This is a genomic window from Acinetobacter sp. YH12200, assembly GCF_013418175.1.
In the GTDB taxonomy this organism is placed as follows: domain Bacteria; phylum Pseudomonadota; class Gammaproteobacteria; order Pseudomonadales; family Moraxellaceae; genus Acinetobacter; species Acinetobacter pseudolwoffii.
Genome location: NZ_VPCO01000001.1, coordinates 17,323 through 34,125, shown reverse-complemented (window position 1 = coordinate 34,125; position 16,803 = coordinate 17,323). Strand labels below are relative to the sequence as shown.

General features: G+C 44.4%; 19 protein-coding genes. 6 read left to right on the top strand and 13 right to left on the bottom strand.

Annotation, left to right across the window (positions count from 1 at the left end; all coding sequences use genetic code 11):
- Positions 1 to 175: 175 nt before the first annotated feature.
- Positions 176 to 481 (bottom strand): hypothetical protein, encoded by a 306-nt coding sequence (locus FTU90_RS00160; protein WP_005097890.1) that lies wholly within the window; start codon positions 479 to 481, stop codon positions 176 to 178.
- A 567-nt stretch (positions 482 to 1,048) separates the two neighbouring features.
- Here FTU90_RS00160 and FTU90_RS00155 point away from each other — a divergent pair.
- The 5 genes from FTU90_RS00155 (at position 1,049) to FTU90_RS00135 (ending at position 4,923) form a co-directional block, all read left to right on the top strand.
- Positions 1,049 to 1,471 (top strand): hypothetical protein, encoded by a 423-nt coding sequence (locus FTU90_RS00155; protein WP_005097893.1) that lies wholly within the window; start codon positions 1,049 to 1,051, stop codon positions 1,469 to 1,471.
- A 293-nt stretch (positions 1,472 to 1,764) separates the two neighbouring features.
- Positions 1,765 to 2,697: a transporter substrate-binding domain-containing protein gene (locus FTU90_RS00150; RefSeq protein WP_180071784.1), complete on the top strand. Its 933-nt coding sequence runs from the start codon at positions 1,765 to 1,767 to the stop codon at positions 2,695 to 2,697.
- A gap of 59 nt (positions 2,698 to 2,756) precedes the next feature.
- Complete coding sequence (locus FTU90_RS00145) at positions 2,757 to 3,500, top strand: amino acid ABC transporter permease (protein ID WP_005169643.1); 744 nt, start codon at positions 2,757 to 2,759, stop codon at positions 3,498 to 3,500.
- The gene (locus FTU90_RS00140) at positions 3,500 to 4,183 is read left to right on the top strand and encodes an ABC transporter permease subunit (RefSeq protein WP_074383458.1); all 684 of its coding nucleotides are present in this window, start codon (positions 3,500 to 3,502) and stop codon (positions 4,181 to 4,183) included. The genes FTU90_RS00145 and FTU90_RS00140 overlap by 1 nt, the downstream gene beginning before the upstream one ends.
- 14 nt (positions 4,184 to 4,197) lie before the next feature.
- Positions 4,198 to 4,923, top strand: coding sequence for an amino acid ABC transporter ATP-binding protein (locus tag FTU90_RS00135; protein ID WP_171063342.1), 726 nt, complete (start codon positions 4,198 to 4,200; stop codon positions 4,921 to 4,923).
- Between the two features lie 69 nt (positions 4,924 to 4,992).
- On the opposite strand, the gene FTU90_RS00130 is transcribed toward FTU90_RS00135, so the two are convergent.
- Complete coding sequence (locus FTU90_RS00130) at positions 4,993 to 5,754, bottom strand: ferredoxin--NADP reductase (RefSeq protein ID WP_100355586.1); 762 nt, start codon at positions 5,752 to 5,754, stop codon at positions 4,993 to 4,995.
- 85 nt (positions 5,755 to 5,839) lie between these two features.
- On the opposite strand from FTU90_RS00130, the gene gigC reads away from it, so the two are divergent.
- A complete protein-coding gene (gene gigC, locus FTU90_RS00125; RefSeq protein ID WP_159516141.1) occupies positions 5,840 to 6,718 on the top strand; it encodes a LysR family transcriptional regulator GigC in 879 nt (292 codons plus the stop codon).
- A gap of 41 nt (positions 6,719 to 6,759) precedes the next feature.
- On the opposite strand, the gene FTU90_RS00120 is transcribed toward gigC, so the two are convergent.
- The 11 genes from FTU90_RS00120 to nuoH all read right to left on the bottom strand — a co-directional run bounded on the left by FTU90_RS00120 (position 6,760) and on the right by nuoH (position 16,801).
- On the bottom strand, positions 6,760 to 7,482 hold the full coding sequence (locus FTU90_RS00120) for a cold shock domain-containing protein (RefSeq protein WP_180071783.1): 723 nt from the start codon (positions 7,480 to 7,482) through the stop codon (positions 6,760 to 6,762).
- 171 nt (positions 7,483 to 7,653) lie between these two features.
- Positions 7,654 to 8,013, bottom strand: a complete 360-nt coding sequence (locus tag FTU90_RS00115) for a hypothetical protein (RefSeq protein ID WP_005097909.1) — start codon at positions 8,011 to 8,013, stop codon at positions 7,654 to 7,656.
- 203 nt (positions 8,014 to 8,216) lie between these two features.
- Positions 8,217 to 8,510, bottom strand: a complete 294-nt coding sequence (locus FTU90_RS00110; protein WP_005097911.1) for a cold shock domain-containing protein — start codon at positions 8,508 to 8,510, stop codon at positions 8,217 to 8,219.
- An 84-nt stretch (positions 8,511 to 8,594) separates the two neighbouring features.
- Complete coding sequence (gene upp / locus FTU90_RS00105; protein WP_005097912.1) at positions 8,595 to 9,230, bottom strand: uracil phosphoribosyltransferase; 636 nt, start codon at positions 9,228 to 9,230, stop codon at positions 8,595 to 8,597.
- A gap of 123 nt (positions 9,231 to 9,353) precedes the next feature.
- On the bottom strand, positions 9,354 to 10,898 hold the full coding sequence (nuoN, locus tag FTU90_RS00100; RefSeq protein ID WP_180071782.1) for an NADH-quinone oxidoreductase subunit NuoN: 1,545 nt from the start codon (positions 10,896 to 10,898) through the stop codon (positions 9,354 to 9,356).
- A gap of 3 nt (positions 10,899 to 10,901) precedes the next feature.
- Positions 10,902 to 12,515 carry an NADH-quinone oxidoreductase subunit M gene (nuoM, locus tag FTU90_RS00095; RefSeq protein ID WP_180071781.1) on the bottom strand — a complete coding sequence of 538 codons (1,614 nt, stop codon included), beginning with the start codon at positions 12,513 to 12,515 and terminating at the stop codon, positions 10,902 to 10,904.
- A 1-nt stretch (position 12,516) separates the two neighbouring features.
- On the bottom strand, positions 12,517 to 14,412 hold the full coding sequence (gene nuoL, locus FTU90_RS00090; protein ID WP_005097915.1) for an NADH-quinone oxidoreductase subunit L: 1,896 nt from the start codon (positions 14,410 to 14,412) through the stop codon (positions 12,517 to 12,519).
- The gene (nuoK, locus tag FTU90_RS00085; protein ID WP_004280769.1) at positions 14,409 to 14,717 is read right to left on the bottom strand and encodes an NADH-quinone oxidoreductase subunit NuoK; all 309 of its coding nucleotides are present in this window, start codon (positions 14,715 to 14,717) and stop codon (positions 14,409 to 14,411) included. Before nuoK ends, nuoL begins: the two co-directional genes overlap by 4 nt.
- Complete coding sequence (gene nuoJ / locus FTU90_RS00080) at positions 14,717 to 15,235, bottom strand: NADH-quinone oxidoreductase subunit J (RefSeq protein ID WP_171063341.1); 519 nt, start codon at positions 15,233 to 15,235, stop codon at positions 14,717 to 14,719. Before nuoJ ends, nuoK begins: the two co-directional genes overlap by 1 nt.
- Positions 15,235 to 15,777: an NADH-quinone oxidoreductase subunit NuoI gene (gene nuoI, locus FTU90_RS00075; protein WP_005097919.1), complete on the bottom strand. Its 543-nt coding sequence runs from the start codon at positions 15,775 to 15,777 to the stop codon at positions 15,235 to 15,237. The genes nuoJ and nuoI overlap by 1 nt, the downstream gene beginning before the upstream one ends.
- 16 nt (positions 15,778 to 15,793) lie before the next feature.
- A complete protein-coding gene (gene nuoH / locus FTU90_RS00070) occupies positions 15,794 to 16,801 on the bottom strand; it encodes an NADH-quinone oxidoreductase subunit NuoH (protein WP_005097920.1) in 1,008 nt (335 codons plus the stop codon).
- Positions 16,802 to 16,803 lie beyond the last annotated feature (2 nt).

Below are 16,803 nucleotides of genomic sequence, written 5' to 3'. Positions count from 1 at the left end.
ATTTATCTGAAATCGGGAGCCTATCCTTGAAACATTCAGCCCCTTCTTCTTTCGGATTCACCTTCAGATTTGATGTTTTTAGACTTGAGCCAGCTAGCTATCATTAGCTTAAACATCACAATATATTGCAAAAAAGCCCCAGTGGTTTCACTAGAGCTTTTGATATATGTCTGAGTTATCGAGCCGCCTGTGCATCATCTGTCGCAGTTGCTGTTGCTTCTGTTCCATCACCTAGCGTTGCAGTAGCTTCTGTAGGTTCACCGACTGGAGTCGTATTGTTTGGTGTCGCAGGTTGCACATTAGGGTTCGGATGTCCAGCAGGTGCATCATTTGCGTCTGGATTCATGTCAGCAAACATATAGAACAGTAATGCCAGTAAAAAGATACCTACCAAAATCAAGATATAAACAGGAATACGCTTTTTTTGCGTCACTGCTGTCTGATGATCTAAAGGTGGTTTTTTATTGAAATCATCGACCATAACCATCCTCACTCTTTGTTATTCATAAGTAGATTTTTAGCATAACAAGCAGTTAAAACAGCTTCTGTGACAAAACATGGTGAGATGGTGACGGGATGTAAGTTATATGTATGAATAATATTTAGAATAATCTTTAAGCAATCGTGCTCATTTTTAATTCACTGATCGCTACTGGTTGATGGTGAATGGGTTTAACTCAGTATTATCCTGCTATTCATTTTCCCCTCATGTGAATGACATAGAAAATTACTGGCAGATCAACACATCTAATCGCTTGAATAATTGCAACACTATTCGCTTAAACCTTCTTATAGAGCGATATAAAGCGTATCAGAAAAGAAAAAGGCTTTATAATCAATCTGATAATGAGGTTTAGCTTCTCCATTCTTTTCCAATCCCAGTTTGCTTGAGTTGCCTGAGTGGTATGCAGTCCTTTGAAATTCAAGAGCTTCAGTACGCGACCTCAGGGCAGAACCAACACTAAAATTTGCGCTAAACAATAGCACTGCTCAGTTTCTATAAAATGGGCTATAATGTGTCCCTCATTTTTTTATTTCATCGAGCTCTATGGCGTATCGTCAACAAAGTGTATCGTTGGATCTTGACACTGATGTCACCCACCAATGCACTTTGCATCATACTCGCGATCAGCATCTGATCGGGATTATCGAATTCAGTAAACCGAGTTTTGCACTGCGCTGGCAAGACTTGGAGTATTTCCGTCGTCGTACTGAAGAGTTTTCCGTGATGCCTTTCCCGGACTGTGTCAACGCAATGATTATCGATATCCGAGATGTAACAGCATGGCTTGACAATGAAGTGCCAATTATTCCATGGCGTTTATTGGAAGAGGATTGTCCGGTACGCTTAGTCGTCCCTGCGGATCGTCTTGAGCACTACGCTGGATTCTTTGAACCGACCTGGCTCAGTTCCGATGTCGAAACGGCCATTCAAGAAATTCGTGAATCGATGGATATGTTTGTGCATTAAGCTTGAACCGATAAAAAAACCTCCAGTTTGGAGGTTTTTTTATGACTTTTTCTTTCTTATGCTTGTAGTTCAATCTCTTTATTTATTTGCATTCCTTTGAGCATCTCGCAGATTTCCTTTTCTGATTCAGTAACATTTCAGCAATAAATTCAGCTTGAGTCATGCTTGAATCATCAACTAAGATGAATATAAACGAATACTTAGACTTTATAGCAATAATCAGAATATTGTCTTAGCAGCGCCTGAAAACGGGCGTACTCATAATAATTGAAAATGAAAAATGGAGTTTCACGATGAAAACAAAGACTCAATTCGCTACGCTGCTGTGTGCCAGTGCCCTGACCTTGGGACTGAGTGCCTGTAGTGATAATCAGGCACCAAGCAATCAGCAAGGCAGCGAGAATACTTCTGGCACGCTCAATAAGATCAAACAGTCCGGCACGATTGTATTAGGTTATCGTGACTCCTCGATTCCATTTTCTTATATCGCTGACAATCCGAATCAGCCAGTCGGCTATGCCCATGACCTGCAATTAAAAGTGGTCGAAGCCGTCAAACAAAAGCTGAATCTTCCTGATTTAAAAATCCGCTACAACCTGGTGACCAGCCAGAACCGGATTCCACTGGTCTCCAACGGTACGGTTGATCTGGAATGTGGTTCAACGACGAATAATAAGGAACGCCAGCAACAGGTCGATTTCTCTGTCGGCTTTTTTCAAGTAGGTTCCCGTCTATTAACCACAACCAATTCTGGTATTCAAGATTTTAGCGATCTGAAAGGCAAAAAACTGGTGACCACTGCCGGCACCACATCGGAACGCTATATTCGTCAGCATGAAAAAGAATTGGGCATTGGTGAAATTATTTCGGCCAAAGACCATGCAGAATCCTTTTTAATGCTGCAAAGTGGCCGTGCTGCTGCCTTTATGATGGATGACATTTTACTGGCGGGAGAAAAATCCAAGGCTAAAAATCCGCAACAATGGCACATTGTAGGTACAGCGCCCATCAATGAAATCTATGGCTGTATGTTACGTAAGGGAGACCCCGAATTTAAGCAGGTGGTAGATGACGCGATTAAAGCCACATATAGCTCCGGTGAAATCAATAGCATGTACCAGAAATGGTTCCAGTCGCCAATTCCACCGAAAAATATCAACCTGAACTTTGCCATGTCTGATGACTTGAAGGCCCTGATCAGCACCCCGCATGATCGCGATCAATAGATTCTGAATCTTATTCATCTGCTTAAGCATCACCTGTTTAAGCCCATTTTGGAGTGATCATGAATTACAGCTGGAATTGGGGTGTCTTATTACAACCGACCGGGATTGGTGATAGCACCTATCTCAACTGGATCATGACTGGCCTCGGCTGGTTAGCGGTCATTGCGATTGTAGCCTGGTCGATTGCCATGCTCTTGGGTAGCCTGCTGGGCATCATGCGCACCTTGCCCAGCCCAACGGCCCGGGCGATTGGTAGCGCTTATGTCACCATTTTTCGGAATGTGCCTTTACTGATCCAGTTATTTATCTGGTTCTATGTGGTTCCGAATTTTCTGCCGAACAGCATTCAAAGCTGGTGGATCAATGATCTGGGAGCCAATACCACGGCGCTGATTTCAGCCAGTATTGGTTTGGGACTGTTTACCGCAGCGCGGGTTTGTGAGCAGGTGCGTACCGGGATTGAAGCCATTCCACCCGGGCAGATCAATGCCGGCTATGCTATGGGGTTTAGCACCACACAATTATATCGATATGTGATTTTACCGCAGTCTTTTCGCATGATCTTACCTCCCTTAAGTTCTGAGCTGACCAACTGTGTCAAGAACACCTCGGTGGCCTCACTGGTCGGGGTTGCGGAACTCATTTCTCAGATGAAAACCATCAGCGAATATACGCAAAATACCATTGAGATTTACACCTATGTCACCCTGATTTTTATCCTGATCAATGTCTGCCTGATTGGCTTGATGAACTTTCTGGAAAAGCGCCTTCAGGTGCCCGGTCTGATTGTGGGGACTAAATAATGGAATGGTTCACTGCATTTTTTCAGGATTTACAATTATCCGCACCTGCTCTATGGCATGGTCTGAGTATTACTTTAAAAGTCTTATTTTTTGCCACCATTGGCGGGGTCTTTATTGGCACCTTACTGGCATTGATGCGGCTGTCTTCAATCAAGGTGTTGAACTGGATTGCCAAGGGTTATGTCAATCTGTTCCGTTCGATTCCCCTGCTGCTGGTACTGATGTGGTTCTACTTCGCTGTGCCTTTTATCTATACTGGGGTGACTGGAAAATATCTGACCATGGATACGGCACTGGTGTCCAGTATTGTGGCTTTTATGCTGTTTGAAGCCGCCTATTTTTCCGAAATTGTCCGTGCCGGAATCCAGTCTATTCCTAAGGGACAAACAGATGCGGCCTCTGCCCTCGGCATGAGCTATGGCCAGTCCATGCGCCTGATTGTACTGCCTCAGGCCTTTCGCAAAATGACACCGCTATTATTACAACAGACCATTATTTTGTTTCAGGATTCCACCATGGTGTATGCAATTGGCCTGTTGGACTTTTTCCGCAGCAATTATGTACGTGGTGACCTGATGGGCTTACTCACCCAATATATTCTTTTTGCCGGTTTGGTCTATTTCACCATCAGTATGATCGCCACCTATATTGTTAAAAAATTACAGCAGAGGTTAACTGTATGAACGAAGCCAAAGTCATGATTGACCTCCAGCATGTCAGTAAATGGTATAAAGATTTTCAGGTACTGACCGACTGCACCACCCAGATTCGGCAAGGTGAAGTGGTGGTGGTTTGTGGTCCTTCTGGTTCAGGAAAATCCACCCTGATTAAAACTGTCAATGGTCTGGAACCTGTTCAGCAAGGCAGTATTCTGGTCGATGGAATTAAAATTAATGATCCGAAAACCAATTTAAATAAACTAAGAAGTCGCGTGGGCATGGTGTTTCAGCATTTTGAATTGTTCCCGCATCTCAGTATTACTGAAAATCTGAGCATTGCCCAGATCAAGGTATTGGGTCGTTCTGAAGCCGAAGCCAAACAGAAAGGACTTGCCTATCTGGATCGTGTCGGCTTAAGTGCACAGGCCAATAAATTCCCGGCACAACTTTCTGGCGGACAACAGCAACGTGTCGCGATTGCCCGTGCGCTGAGCATGGATCCGATTGCCATGTTGTTTGATGAACCAACTTCTGCGCTTGACCCTGAAATGATTAATGAGGTGCTCGATGTCATGGTCGGTCTGGCCAAAGAAGGCATGACCATGATGTGTGTCACCCACGAAATGGGCTTTGCCCGACAGGTTGCCAACCGGGTCATCTTTATGGATCAGGGAAAAATTGTGGAAGATTGCAGTAAAGATGATTTCTTTAATACAGCGCGTGGTGAGCGTGCCCAGCAATTCCTGAACAAGATTCTGCACTAAGCTGTCATTATTCACCTTGCAGATAAAAAAGCTCATCCAAGGATGAGCTTTTTTATCTGCAATTCAGACTTACCAATAATTCTCTACTGCAATATTGCCTTCGCCACGCCGGTTCATGATCAGGCCACGGGCTTTTAAGGCTTCTTTGGTATCATCGACCATTTCCGGATTACCGCAAAGCATGACATGGGTGGTTTGCGGATTGAGCTGCATACCTACGGCTTTTTCCAGTTCACCATTGGCAATCAGCACCGGTAAACGATCGTGCAAAGGTGCATCAGGCTCACGGGTAATAATCGGAATAAATTTAAATCCGCTATGTCCTTCGCCAAAGGTTTCGGCAATTTCCTGAATCCGTTCCACATAAGCGAGTTCAGCCCGGCTACGCACGCTATATACCAGATTGATTTTTTCGTATTTGCTCCAGGTTTCAAAGTCTTGCAACATACACAGAAAAGGTGCCAGACCAGTTCCAGTGCCCAATAACCACAAGTCTTTGGGTAAGGGCAACTGATAACGGGCCAGCGTCAGATAACCATAGGGAATTTTTTCCAGAAACAGCTCATCCCCTACTTTAAGGTGCTGTAAATTGGAGGTAAATTTACCTTCTGGAACCACAATCGAAAAAAACTCCAGAGTTTCATCAAAAGGAGATGACACCACCGAATAGGCACGAACCACCAGTTCATCTCCCACCTGCAGGCCAATACGCGCAAATTGCCCCGCAGTGAATTTGAAGTGTGCCGGGCGTGTCATGGTGAAACTGAATAATGTATTGGTCCAGCGGTGTACAGATAAAACTTTTTCTAGGCTAAATTTTTCAATTGACATGATTTCAACGTGGCATGAAAGACTGTGCTCATGGTAGCATGGCAATATAATTTATTAATATTTTTTAAATGTTAAGGCTCTACTCATGCGCATGACTTTACGCCAATTGGCTGTTTTTGTAGCAGTGGCACAAGAGGGTACCGTAACGAAGGCTAGCGATGCCGTCAAACTTACTCAAAGTGCGGCTAGTATGGCTTTAGCAGATCTGGAAGATGGTCTGGGTGCTCCATTATTTGACCGTCTAGGCAAACGTTTACAGCTCAATGACTTGGGGCGCTTTCTTCTCCCTCAAGCGCTGGAAATTTTAGGTCGATGCGAATCTTTTGAACAGGTTGCGAAAGGTGAGCTTCAAAGTATCGATTTACGTTTAGGTGCAACCCTGACCATTTCAGATTACCTGATTCCTGACCTGATGGCCGATTTTCTAAAAATTCAGCCTCAAGCGCATTTACAGCTGCAAGTTGGTAATACCCGTCAAATGATTGAAGCGGTGAATCAGTTCCAGCTGGATCTGGCCTTGATCGAAGGCTCCTGTCATCTGCCACAACTGCAATGTATCCATTGGCGCGATGATGAGCTGGCGGTGTGCTGTGCACCGGATCATCCCCTAGCGCAATTGAACCGTGAGCTGACCGCGGAAGATTTCAAATCTGTAGAGTGGATTCTGCGCGAAGAAGGTTCAGGTACTCGTGAAGTCTTTGATAATGCCATTTTGAAAGATGTGCCGGATGCCAATATCCGTCTGACACTTGGCCATAATGAAGCAATTTTGAAAATCGTAGCCGGCGGAATCGGCATGTCCTGTATTTCCAAACTTGCGATTGAGCCTTTACGCGAGAAAGGTCAACTGGTGATTCTCAATACTCCGTTCTGGTCTCTAACGCGTCCATTGTTTATGCTGGTACATCGCCAGAAATATCAGGGGCCAGGCCTGAGAGCCTTTATGAATTTTTGTGAAAGCTAACAATAAAAAAAGCACCTGAAGGTGCTTTTTTTTATGACTCATTAAAACTGACTTTCACATGGAATACCATCGCCGTCGCCATCCATTTTAGTATTTGGACAGTTCCGGATAAAAAATAAAGCCTCTTCGTAAGAACCCATCTGACTACAGTGTTCTCGACCATCGCATTTAAATTGAGAAACAGATGGCGAAGTCATTTCTGAAGTTTTCAGATTGACGGAGTTGACTTGACTTCGTAGATCAGTCCCGTGATTTTCCAAGTTCTTCCGGCCCTGCTCCGATAATCCTTGTATTGGCAGATCGCCTTGCGCTGCTCGCTGCTCAGCGACAATTCGTTGCTGCTCTACCATCAGTCCTTCAAGCTTTTGCTGTTTTTGAACTTGGTAGCTTTGGTATTTGTTATAAACAAGCCCAACAAGAATCGCAATAATAATTAATCCCGATATTGTGATTAGTTTGGATCGAGTTGATAATTTTGTCTTTTCATAACGTGGAGAAACATGTGCTTCAGGATCTTCATATAAATCATTATTCTGCTTAATAACCAATTTTGATTTAATATCCAGCCGGACAATATGGTCTGCCTTAAACTTTCCATTATCTTCAACCATTAAAAACTTTAATTTTTCCCCAATTTTTAGTGGAATATTTTGATTGGGAAAGTCTTTAATGTGAAAAAATAAGTCTTTAGATTCCCCTTCGATTTGAATAAAACCAAAACCACGCGCTTCGTGATAGGTTTTGATTTTCCCCTCTTGAAACATAATTCACTCTTGTCTTTGATATTTTTAATAATTGTAATAAAAAAACATCGAAAAGCTTTTATGAAATTCTTTAATAGAAAAACCAAAAAAGCACTTATAGGCGCTTTTTTAAATTGAAGAATAGAGAAATACCGAGTTAAAAATAGAAAATTAAAAATTTCTGGTTTAAATTTATACTTCACCCAAAATTATAAAACCAACTGCGGATACCAGTGCCAACCATAGCGTTGGGCTAAAAAGAATTGAACGCTTTAACGGAACAGATATTGTGGGTGCCAAAGATGGTAATGCCACAACTTCCGCTACAAACTCGTCCTGTACTTTGACATCTAGGCGTACCATATTGTCCAATATTATGGTTTCCTGATGAGGAATCATTCTAAATTTAAGCAGTTCTCCAATTTGAGGATCAATTTCAGGTGAAGGTAAATCCTGTAGCCTAAAACTTAGTTCTTGAGCGTCATCTGCTAACTCAATGCTGCCTGTACCACGTTCGGAATCATAAGTTTTAATTTTTCCATTCCTAAACATGACATTTATCCCTATAAATCAACAGATAGTATTTTAAGTGAGAAGAAATAGAGATGATTGTAGCGCTTTGGTAGACGTTTTATTGTTTGCGTAACGAAGTATAAGCTTTAAGTTACAAAACCTGAGGTAAGACTATAGTTCATGAATTTTTAGATAAAAAAAGAGGCGAAAACGCCTCTTCATTTAGTCAAATTCACGGTTAATTAACGCTTGAGATTTGATAGTAATGCGGAAGTAATTGACTGGTTATGTGCAGCGACCTTAGATTTTTTAGCTTTCTTTGAAGTATCCTCAACACGTTCAATCTTAATGGCTTTATACTTATCGCCATTTTCTACCACATTAAATTTCACACGTTCATTGCGTTTTGGCTCGCCTTCTGCCGCAGGAAAGTCTGAAATATGGAAGAACACATCTCCCTCAGCTGAACCAATAAAACCAAAACCTTTTGCAGGGTCGTACTGTTTGATTTTGCCCTGATATAATTCATCTTTCATGCTGTTGTCCTATGCTGAAAATGCCCGATCTACATTATATAAAAAAGAGGCTGTAGTAGCCCCTTTTTTCGTCCTGTTCAAAAATTAGTCTTTCTGAACTGAACCAAAGATTTTATCGCCAGCATCACCAAGACCCGGAACGATATAACCATTTTCATTTAAACCGCTGTCGATTGATGCAGTGAACATGATCACATCAGGATGTGCAGCCTCTACACGCTTAATACCTTCCGGTGCGGCAACCAGAACCATAACACGAATGTCTTTACAGCCACTGGCTTTGAGTACATCAATTGCAGCTACAAGAGAAGAACCTGTCGCCAACATCGGATCAATGATCATCGCGATACGGTTTTGTACGTCTGGAACCAGTTTTTTATAATAAGTACGGGCTTCCAGGGTTTCTTCATCACGCTCTAAACCGAGTACAGATACTTTTGCACTTGGAATCAGATTTAAGAAACCATCCAGCATGCCAATACCGGCACGTAGAATCGGCACAACCGTGATTTTTTTACCGGCAATACGGTCAACTGTGACAGCACCATTCCAGCCATCAATATCATGTTCAACCATTGGCAGGTCTTTAGTCGCTTCATAAGTCAGAAGCATGGTCACTTCTTGAGCTAACTCGCGGAAGTTTTTGGTACTGATATCTGCACGACGGAGTAAGCCGAGCTTATGTCGGATGAGCGGATGACGGATTTCATGAATTGCCACAGGAGAACACCTAAAAGGTTAAAGATAAATTTCCGCTATTATAAAGGCTTTTATTGATTTGTATAAATAAAAAAGCCCCCAATCATGGAGGCTTTTTTGTAATAACGTCAATCTTCACAGATATTAGTTAAAACCACTTTGAACCAAAGTGAAAATGAATTGCTGTAATTCAGGTGATATTGCGAAGAACGCATATTTAGAAATCGCAATCACTGGATCTGGATAAACACCAATCACAAGTACCGCAAGTGCAGCAAGTAATACCATGATACCACCGACTTTTTGACCCCAATGATTCACCGCATCTAGACGTGGTGTTTCAGGTGGTGTCATGTACAGCACGACCATCACGCGCAGGTAGTAATACAAACCAATACCTGAACCCAGAATAACCATTGCAGTCAGGAACCAAGCCTCGCCTGCAACTGCAGTTTTAATCACCAGGAACTTACCGATAAAGCCGGCAGTTAAAGGAATACCAGCAAGAGACAGCATCATTACAGTTAATACAGCAGTCAGGACTGGACGACGCCAGAACAGACCACGGTATTCAGCCAGACTACCCGCTTCATCCGTATTGTTATACGGACTCGACATCAGCGTCACAACACCGAAAGCACCAATCGTGGTTAATACATAAGTAATCACATACACGTTTACACTTTCAAAAGTCACAAAACCTTGAACCTGTAAGAAATCGGTATTACGTGAACTGACGATGGCAACCAGCAAATAACCAAAGTGCGCAATTGAAGAGTATGCCAGAATACGTTTCAGGTTCACTTGGCGAACAGCCAGCAAGTTACCTGCAAGAATCGACAATACTGCAATAATCGAAATGATCGTTACGAAGCTGTCTGCCAGGATCAAACCTGAAGACAAAACATAACGAACAAACAGACCAATCATCGCCACTTTTGCCACAGTTGCAAGGAAAGTCGCGATTGGTGCTGGTGCACCTGCGTAGACGTCTGGTGTCCATTTGTGGAATGGTGCCAACGATAATTTAAATGCCACAGCAAATACAATTAAGGCCAGACCAATTACCACAGCTGGCTGACTGAATACAGTAAATAGTTTGCCCGGTTCAGCAACGAAACTTAAAGTACCGGTATAGGCATAAATATATGCCATACCCATCAGCAGCATTGCAGACGCAGTTGCTGAAAGCACCAGATATTTCACACCTGCTTCAAGCGATTGAGAACGTTGATGTGTATATGCCAACAGGCCGTATACAGGAATCGACATCAACTCAAGGCTAATAAAGAATGATGCATAGTGCGAGCTTGCCACCATTAACATTGCACCCGCGACGGATATCAACATCAAGATATACAGCTCTTCACGGTTATCTTTATAAGTTTCGATATACGCGTGTGACAAGGTGCTACAGGCAAGTGCAGCAATCAGAATCACAAACTGGTACAACATCGTAAATGGATCTACGATGAACAGATTCATCACATTGGCAGGTGCAAATGTGCCTGCCAACAGAACGAAAATGATATAAAACGCAGCAAGGTTTAAACCAATTACCGTGGTGGTAGCCACCAGGTTATGGTTACGCTTGATTGCGGTCAGCAACATCACGACGATCGCAGTTAATGACACGATCATCACAGGTGCTAGAGGCATAAGCTCAGAAAAAGACATTGTGAAGTTCATGGCTTATTGGATCTCCACATTTTCAAGTTGAGTCGTTACCTGATCAGCAACTTCAACCACTTCTTGAACTGGAATGTAGCTATTCGCTAACCACGCCATGCTTGAGTTAGAAACGTCAAGGAAGCTTTGTGGATATAGACCAAGCCAAAGTAGACCAAATGCACACAGCAACAATAATGCGATTTCACGTGCATTTAGATCTTTTAACGGATGTGTATAGTGCTGTTTTTGCGCTTCGTTTGGCACACCAAACAGGGCTTTGTGAATCAGGATCAGACCATACAGACCTGCAAAGACCAGACTGATTGCCGCAAGAATAGTGAACGCCGGGAATTGTGCATAAGCACCCATCAAGATCAGGAACTCACCAATGAAGTTACCCAGACCTGGAATACCGACAAGCGCCGCGACAAAGAACATCAGGAAGAATGCAAGATACGGGAACTGACCACGCATACCCCCCATCAAACGCATGTCACGCGTATGCACACGCTCATATACCTGACCACACATAATGAACAGTGCAGCAGAGGAAATACCATGTGCCAACATCATGATCATCAGACCCTGGAAGGTCAGGATGTTACCTGCGTAAATCGCAAGTAAAACAAAGCCCATGTGGGAAATAGATGTATACGCCAGTAAGCGTTTCATGTCGGTTTGCTGGAAAGCACACCAAGCACCGTAGAAGATACCGATTAAACCCAGAATGATCGCGATATCTGCAAACTGAGCCGAAGCTGCCGGGAAGAACGGAATCACGAAACGCAATAAACCGTACGCCGCAGTTTTAATCAAGATACCTGCAAGGTCAACAGAACCCGCGGTTGGTGCTTGCGCATGCGCATCTGGTAACCAGCCGTGTAATGGGAAAACTGGAAGTTTTACCGCAAAACCGATGAATAAACAGATCATGAATGCATAAGCAAGCGCTGGAACCTGAGCGTCAAGCGTATTCGCCACACCTAATAAATAGTTGTAGTCGAAACGGATTTCGCCAGTCATGGTATAGCCTACAGTCACCAGACCCAGGATACCAATCAGCATCACCAAACCGGCAACCTGCGTGTAAATGAAGAACTTGTTTGCTGCATAAACACGTGACTTGCCTTCTGCCCCTTTATGACCCCAAAGGGCAATCAGGAAGTAGATCGGCACCAGCATCATCTCCCAGAAGAAGAAGAACAGGAACAGGTCAATCGCCAGGAATACACCGATCACACCACCCAAAGACCATAAAAGGTTCAAGTGGAAGAAACCAACGTTCTTTTGAATCTCACCCCATGAACAGCCGACTGCCAGCACACCCAGGAGTGCAGTCAAACCAACCATAAGAAGTGATAAACCATCCACGGCTAAGTGAATGTTAATGCCAAGGGTCTGAATCCAAGGCAGTTTGAATTCGGCAGCCCACGAAGGTGTCGCAGCGCCTAATTCATAGTTATAGGTACCAGTCTGCCAAAGGACGATGGTCAAAACCAAAGTCACCAGCATACCGATTAGCGCGATATAACGCGGCAAGTGTTGGTCGAGTTTATCGACCAACCAGCATATGAAACCTGCAATGAACGGAATGAGGATCAGAGCCGGCAAAATAATATTGTTTGGAGCTTCCATTTTATTTCCCCACGACCTGAATCACGATCAAGATCATCAGTAGGACAACGACACCGAGCCCCATACTAGATGCATATTCACGCAGTGAACCGGTTTGACGTGAACTTGTAAAGCTGTGACCACTTTTGACCAGTGCAGGAAGTACCAGCCATAAGCCATCAATTGGATCACGACCGAACAGTTTAGCGAACAGCAAATATGGCTTGACGAAAATCAGGTCATAAAGCTTGTCGAAACCTAATGCATTACGGCAGATATTGACCAGACCCGCACCCACAGAAGTGGCAGCAAAACGTTTGACTGCATTGTAAGCAAAAGCGAACAGCACCACACCGACCACAAGACCCGTCAATGCAACAGCAATGGCGATGTATTCAGCACCATGTGCACCTGCTTCAAGCGCTTCAGGAATAATGAAGGCTGGAATTTGGGCTGCATCCAGAATGCTCATCACGGGTGCTTTCAGTACGATTGCCAGACCTGTCGAAAGGACAGCAAGAATCGCCAGTGGCGCCCAGTAAGTTGCACCTTTGATTTCATGATAAGGCGTGTTTTCTTTGCCGAAGAATACCACCCAGATTAGACGGAATGTATAAATCGAGGTTAAGAAAGCACCTGCAACACCGACCCAGTACAGCGTGTTATACACTGGTAAACCAGCAATATGACTTTGCGTCCAGACTGCAGCAAGAATTGCGTCTTTTGAGAAGAAACCAATGGTCAGGAATGGAATCGCTGCCAAGGCACCGCCACCAATCGCGAAACATGCAAACAGGAATTTGTTCTTGTAGAACAAACCGCCCATCTTGAAGATGTTTTGTTCGTGATGGTAAGCCAAAATCACCGCACCAGACGACAAGAACAAGAGTGCCTTGAAGAATGCGTGAGTCAGCATGTGGAATAAACCCGCCTGGTATGCTTCAGCACCTACTGCCATAAACATATAACCGAGCTGACTCATGGTTGAGTAAGCCAGAATACGTTTGATGTCGGTCTGAACCAATGCAGCAAAACCAGCCACAAGCAAGGTCACCGCACCTGTGATCGAAATAAACACCATCACTTCTGGCGCAAGTTCAAAGACTGCAAACAGACGGCAGCACAGGTAAACACCCGCCGTTACCATGGTTGCAGCATGGATCAATGCAGAAACAGGTGTTGGACCTGCCATTGCATCGGCCAACCATGTTTGTAATGGGATCTGTGCAGATTTACCTGCCGCACCCAAGAACAATAACAATGCTGTCCAGATGGTCAGCGAAGAACTTTGCGTCATTACAGTCGCTGCATTTTCAACGATGTACTGAATGTTCAAAGTACCGAATTGCTGGAAGATCAGGAACATGGCAATCAGCAGGAATACGTCACCGATACGGGTAACAGTAAACGCCTTGATTGCCGCCAGACCATTTGCAGGGTTCTGGTAGTAATAACCAATCAGCAGGTATGAACACAGACCTACACCTTCCCAACCTAAGAACAATAACGCCAAGTTATCGCCAAGCACGAGAAGCAACATGCTTGCAACGAACAGGTTGAAGTAAGAGAAGAAACGTGCAAAGTCTTCTTCACCGCGCATGTACCATGAAGCAAAGATGTGAATTAAGAAACCCACACCTGTCACCATGCCCAGCATTAGTAAAGACAAACCGTCGAGCTGCAAGCTGATGCCCGGTGCAAAACCACCGACATTGAACCAGGTCCACAGGTGCTGAACATAGAGTTCTTTACCATTGTTAACAAAGTCCAGACCTGCAATCAGTGCAAACAGTGCCGATAAACCAACAGCACCGACACCAATTATCGCTGCAACATTTTCAGGAAGCTTGTTGCGCCCCGCCGCTAACAGGACAAAACCAATGAGCGGAAATAAAATTGTTAGATATAAATAACTCATCCGCGCATCTCACTAGCAGCATCCACATCCAGGTGATGGAAGCGATGATAGAACTGAAGGACGATCGCAAGACCAATACAAGCCTCTGCCGCAGCAAGCGTCAGGATCAGGATAAACATGATCTGACCATCTGGCTGTGCCCATGCACTGCCCGCCAGGACGAACGCCAAAGCAGCAGCGTTCATCATGATTTCAAGGCTCATTAAAATAAATAGTAGGTTGCGTCGCACCATTACACCGTAAAAACCCAGTGCAAAGAGAATAGATGCAACGATCAAACCATGCTCTAAAGGGATGTTGCCCATTATTCTTTTTCCTCTTCTGCATCTGGCTCACGTTTACCCAAATGGAATGCAGCTACTAATGCAGCAAGCAATAACATCGCGGCAACTTCAACCAACAACAAGTACTGCGTAAAGAGTGCTTGACCCACGGCTTTCGGGCCCACCATTTCCACACCCATTACCAGTGAAGGCTGTGCGTAATCAGAGTTTAATACCCATACCAGTACCAGACCGATCAGGAAGCTCATCAGCGCCGGATAAGCCCACGCCGATGAAGTTAACCATTTACGTTCTTGTTCAACGGTTTGTTCACCCAGATTCAGCATCATCACCACGAACACGAACAACACCATGATCGCGCCAGCATAGACAATAATTTCGAGGGCAGCCGCGAACGGCGCACCAACGATCATGAACATGCCTGCAACAGCAAGCAAGGATACAATCAGGCTTAATAAAGCATGTACCGGATTCGCGTTAGTCACCACGCGAACCGTAGAGACAATGGCCACAAGGGCCATTAAATAAAATGGCCACATCATGGTAATAGACTCCGTACATCAACAGGTGCACTTTCACGCTGTGCTTGACCTTTGTCCTTGCCTGCAACTGCCATACCGGTGACACGGTAGAAGTTATAGTCAGGATATTTACCAGGACCTGAAATCAGCAAGTGTTCTTTTTCATAGACCAGGTCTTGACGAACATATTCACCGAGTTCGAAATCCGGGGTCATTTGAATGGCTGTGGTTGGACAGGCTTCTTCACACATACCGCAGAAAATACAACGTGAGAAGTTGATACGGAAAAACTCCGGATACCAGCGACCATCTTCACGTTCTGCTTTTTGTAATGAGATACAGCCTACCGGACAGGCAACCGCACACAGGTTACATGCGACACAACGCTCTTCGCCATCAGGGTCACGCGTTAATACAATACGACCACGGAAACGTGGTGGCACGATTTCTTCGGCCGGCACTTCTGGATATAAAATCGTGTCACGTTTACGCGTTACATGGCTAAACACCATCCAAAGCGAACGAACAATCGATCCAAATCCAGCTAGAAATTTAAACATTTTGTTCTCCCTGCCCTTACCACAAGATCACGGCACCAGTCACCAACAGGTTGACTAGAGCTAATGGCAAGCAAATTTTCCAACCAAAATTCATTACCTGGTCATAACGTGGACGCATTAATGAACCACGTGCCAACACGAACATCATTACAAAGAATGCTGTTTTGATAATGAACCAGAATGCTGCTGGAAGGAACGGAATTTCAAGGTTGAATGGCGCGAGCCAGCCACCGAAGAATAACGTCACGATTAAAGCAGAGATTAGTACTACGTTGACGTATTCCGCAACGAAGAACATCCCCCACTTCATGCCGCCGTATTCGACATGGTAACCTTCAGCCAGTTCTTGTTCTGCTTCTGGTTGGTCAAATGGATGACGATGCGTCACCGCAACACCCGCAACCACGAAGATCAGGAAGCCAAGGAACTGAGGCACCACGAACCAGACATCACGTTGTGCTTCAACGATTTCACGCATGTTGAATGAGCCGGCAATTGCCACCACACCCATCAGCGAGATCCCCAGGAACACTTCATAAGAAATGGTCTGAGCCGCAGAACGTAAACCACCGAGTAAGGCGTATTTGTTGTTGGATGACCAGCCACCGAACAGTACTGCATAGACTGCAATACCTGCCATTGCCATAAAGAACAACAGGCCGATGCTCATGTCTGCCACACCTAGATAAGGTGAAACAGGAATAACCATGAACGACAGCACAGCAGTTGCCATCGCAACTGCTGGCGCCATACGAAAAGTCAGTTTGTCAGCAAATTTTGGTGTCCAGTCTTCCTTGAACATGATTTTCAGCATGTCGGCAACAATCTGGAACATACCGCCCGGACCGACACGGTTCGGACCGTAACGGTCTTGCCACAAGCCGAGTAAACGGCGTTCAATAAAAGACATCAACGCAGCGATCAATACCACAACCAGTAAGATCACGATCGCTTGAATGACTGAATAGGCGATTGGCCAGTTTTCAGCCCACAACGGCGTTTGACGGATTAATTCTTGTTCCATGA

Coding starts and splice junctions, on each gene's coding strand:
- FTU90_RS00140 (WP_074383458.1), top strand. CDS start 3,500: ATGGAATGGTTCACTGCATTTTTTCAGGATTTACAATTATCCGCACCT.
- FTU90_RS00150 (WP_180071784.1), top strand. CDS start 1,765: ATGAAAACAAAGACTCAATTCGCTACGCTGCTGTGTGCCAGTGCCCTG.
- FTU90_RS00135 (WP_171063342.1), top strand. CDS start 4,198: ATGATTGACCTCCAGCATGTCAGTAAATGGTATAAAGATTTTCAGGTA.
- FTU90_RS00130 (WP_100355586.1), bottom strand. CDS start 5,754: ATGTCAATTGAAAAATTTAGCCTAGAAAAAGTTTTATCTGTACACCGC.
- FTU90_RS00160 (WP_005097890.1), bottom strand. CDS start 481: ATGGTCGATGATTTCAATAAAAAACCACCTTTAGATCATCAGACAGCA.
- nuoK (WP_004280769.1), bottom strand. CDS start 14,717: ATGGGCAACATCCCTTTAGAGCATGGTTTGATCGTTGCATCTATTCTC.
- FTU90_RS00145 (WP_005169643.1), top strand. CDS start 2,757: ATGAATTACAGCTGGAATTGGGGTGTCTTATTACAACCGACCGGGATT.
- FTU90_RS00110 (WP_005097911.1), bottom strand. CDS start 8,510: ATGAAAGATGAATTATATCAGGGCAAAATCAAACAGTACGACCCTGCA.
- FTU90_RS00120 (WP_180071783.1), bottom strand. CDS start 7,482: ATGTTTCAAGAGGGGAAAATCAAAACCTATCACGAAGCGCGTGGTTTT.
- nuoI (WP_005097919.1), bottom strand. CDS start 15,777: ATGTTTAAATTTCTAGCTGGATTTGGATCGATTGTTCGTTCGCTTTGG.
- nuoN (WP_180071782.1), bottom strand. CDS start 10,898: ATGAACTTCACAATGTCTTTTTCTGAGCTTATGCCTCTAGCACCTGTG.
- nuoM (WP_180071781.1), bottom strand. CDS start 12,515: ATGGAAGCTCCAAACAATATTATTTTGCCGGCTCTGATCCTCATTCCG.
- FTU90_RS00155 (WP_005097893.1), top strand. CDS start 1,049: ATGGCGTATCGTCAACAAAGTGTATCGTTGGATCTTGACACTGATGTC.
- gigC (WP_159516141.1), top strand. CDS start 5,840: ATGCGCATGACTTTACGCCAATTGGCTGTTTTTGTAGCAGTGGCACAA.
- nuoL (WP_005097915.1), bottom strand. CDS start 14,412: ATGAGTTATTTATATCTAACAATTTTATTTCCGCTCATTGGTTTTGTC.
- nuoJ (WP_171063341.1), bottom strand. CDS start 15,235: ATGTGGCCATTTTATTTAATGGCCCTTGTGGCCATTGTCTCTACGGTT.
- nuoH (WP_005097920.1), bottom strand. CDS start 16,801: ATGGAACAAGAATTAATCCGTCAAACGCCGTTGTGGGCTGAAAACTGG.
- FTU90_RS00115 (WP_005097909.1), bottom strand. CDS start 8,013: ATGTTTAGGAATGGAAAAATTAAAACTTATGATTCCGAACGTGGTACA.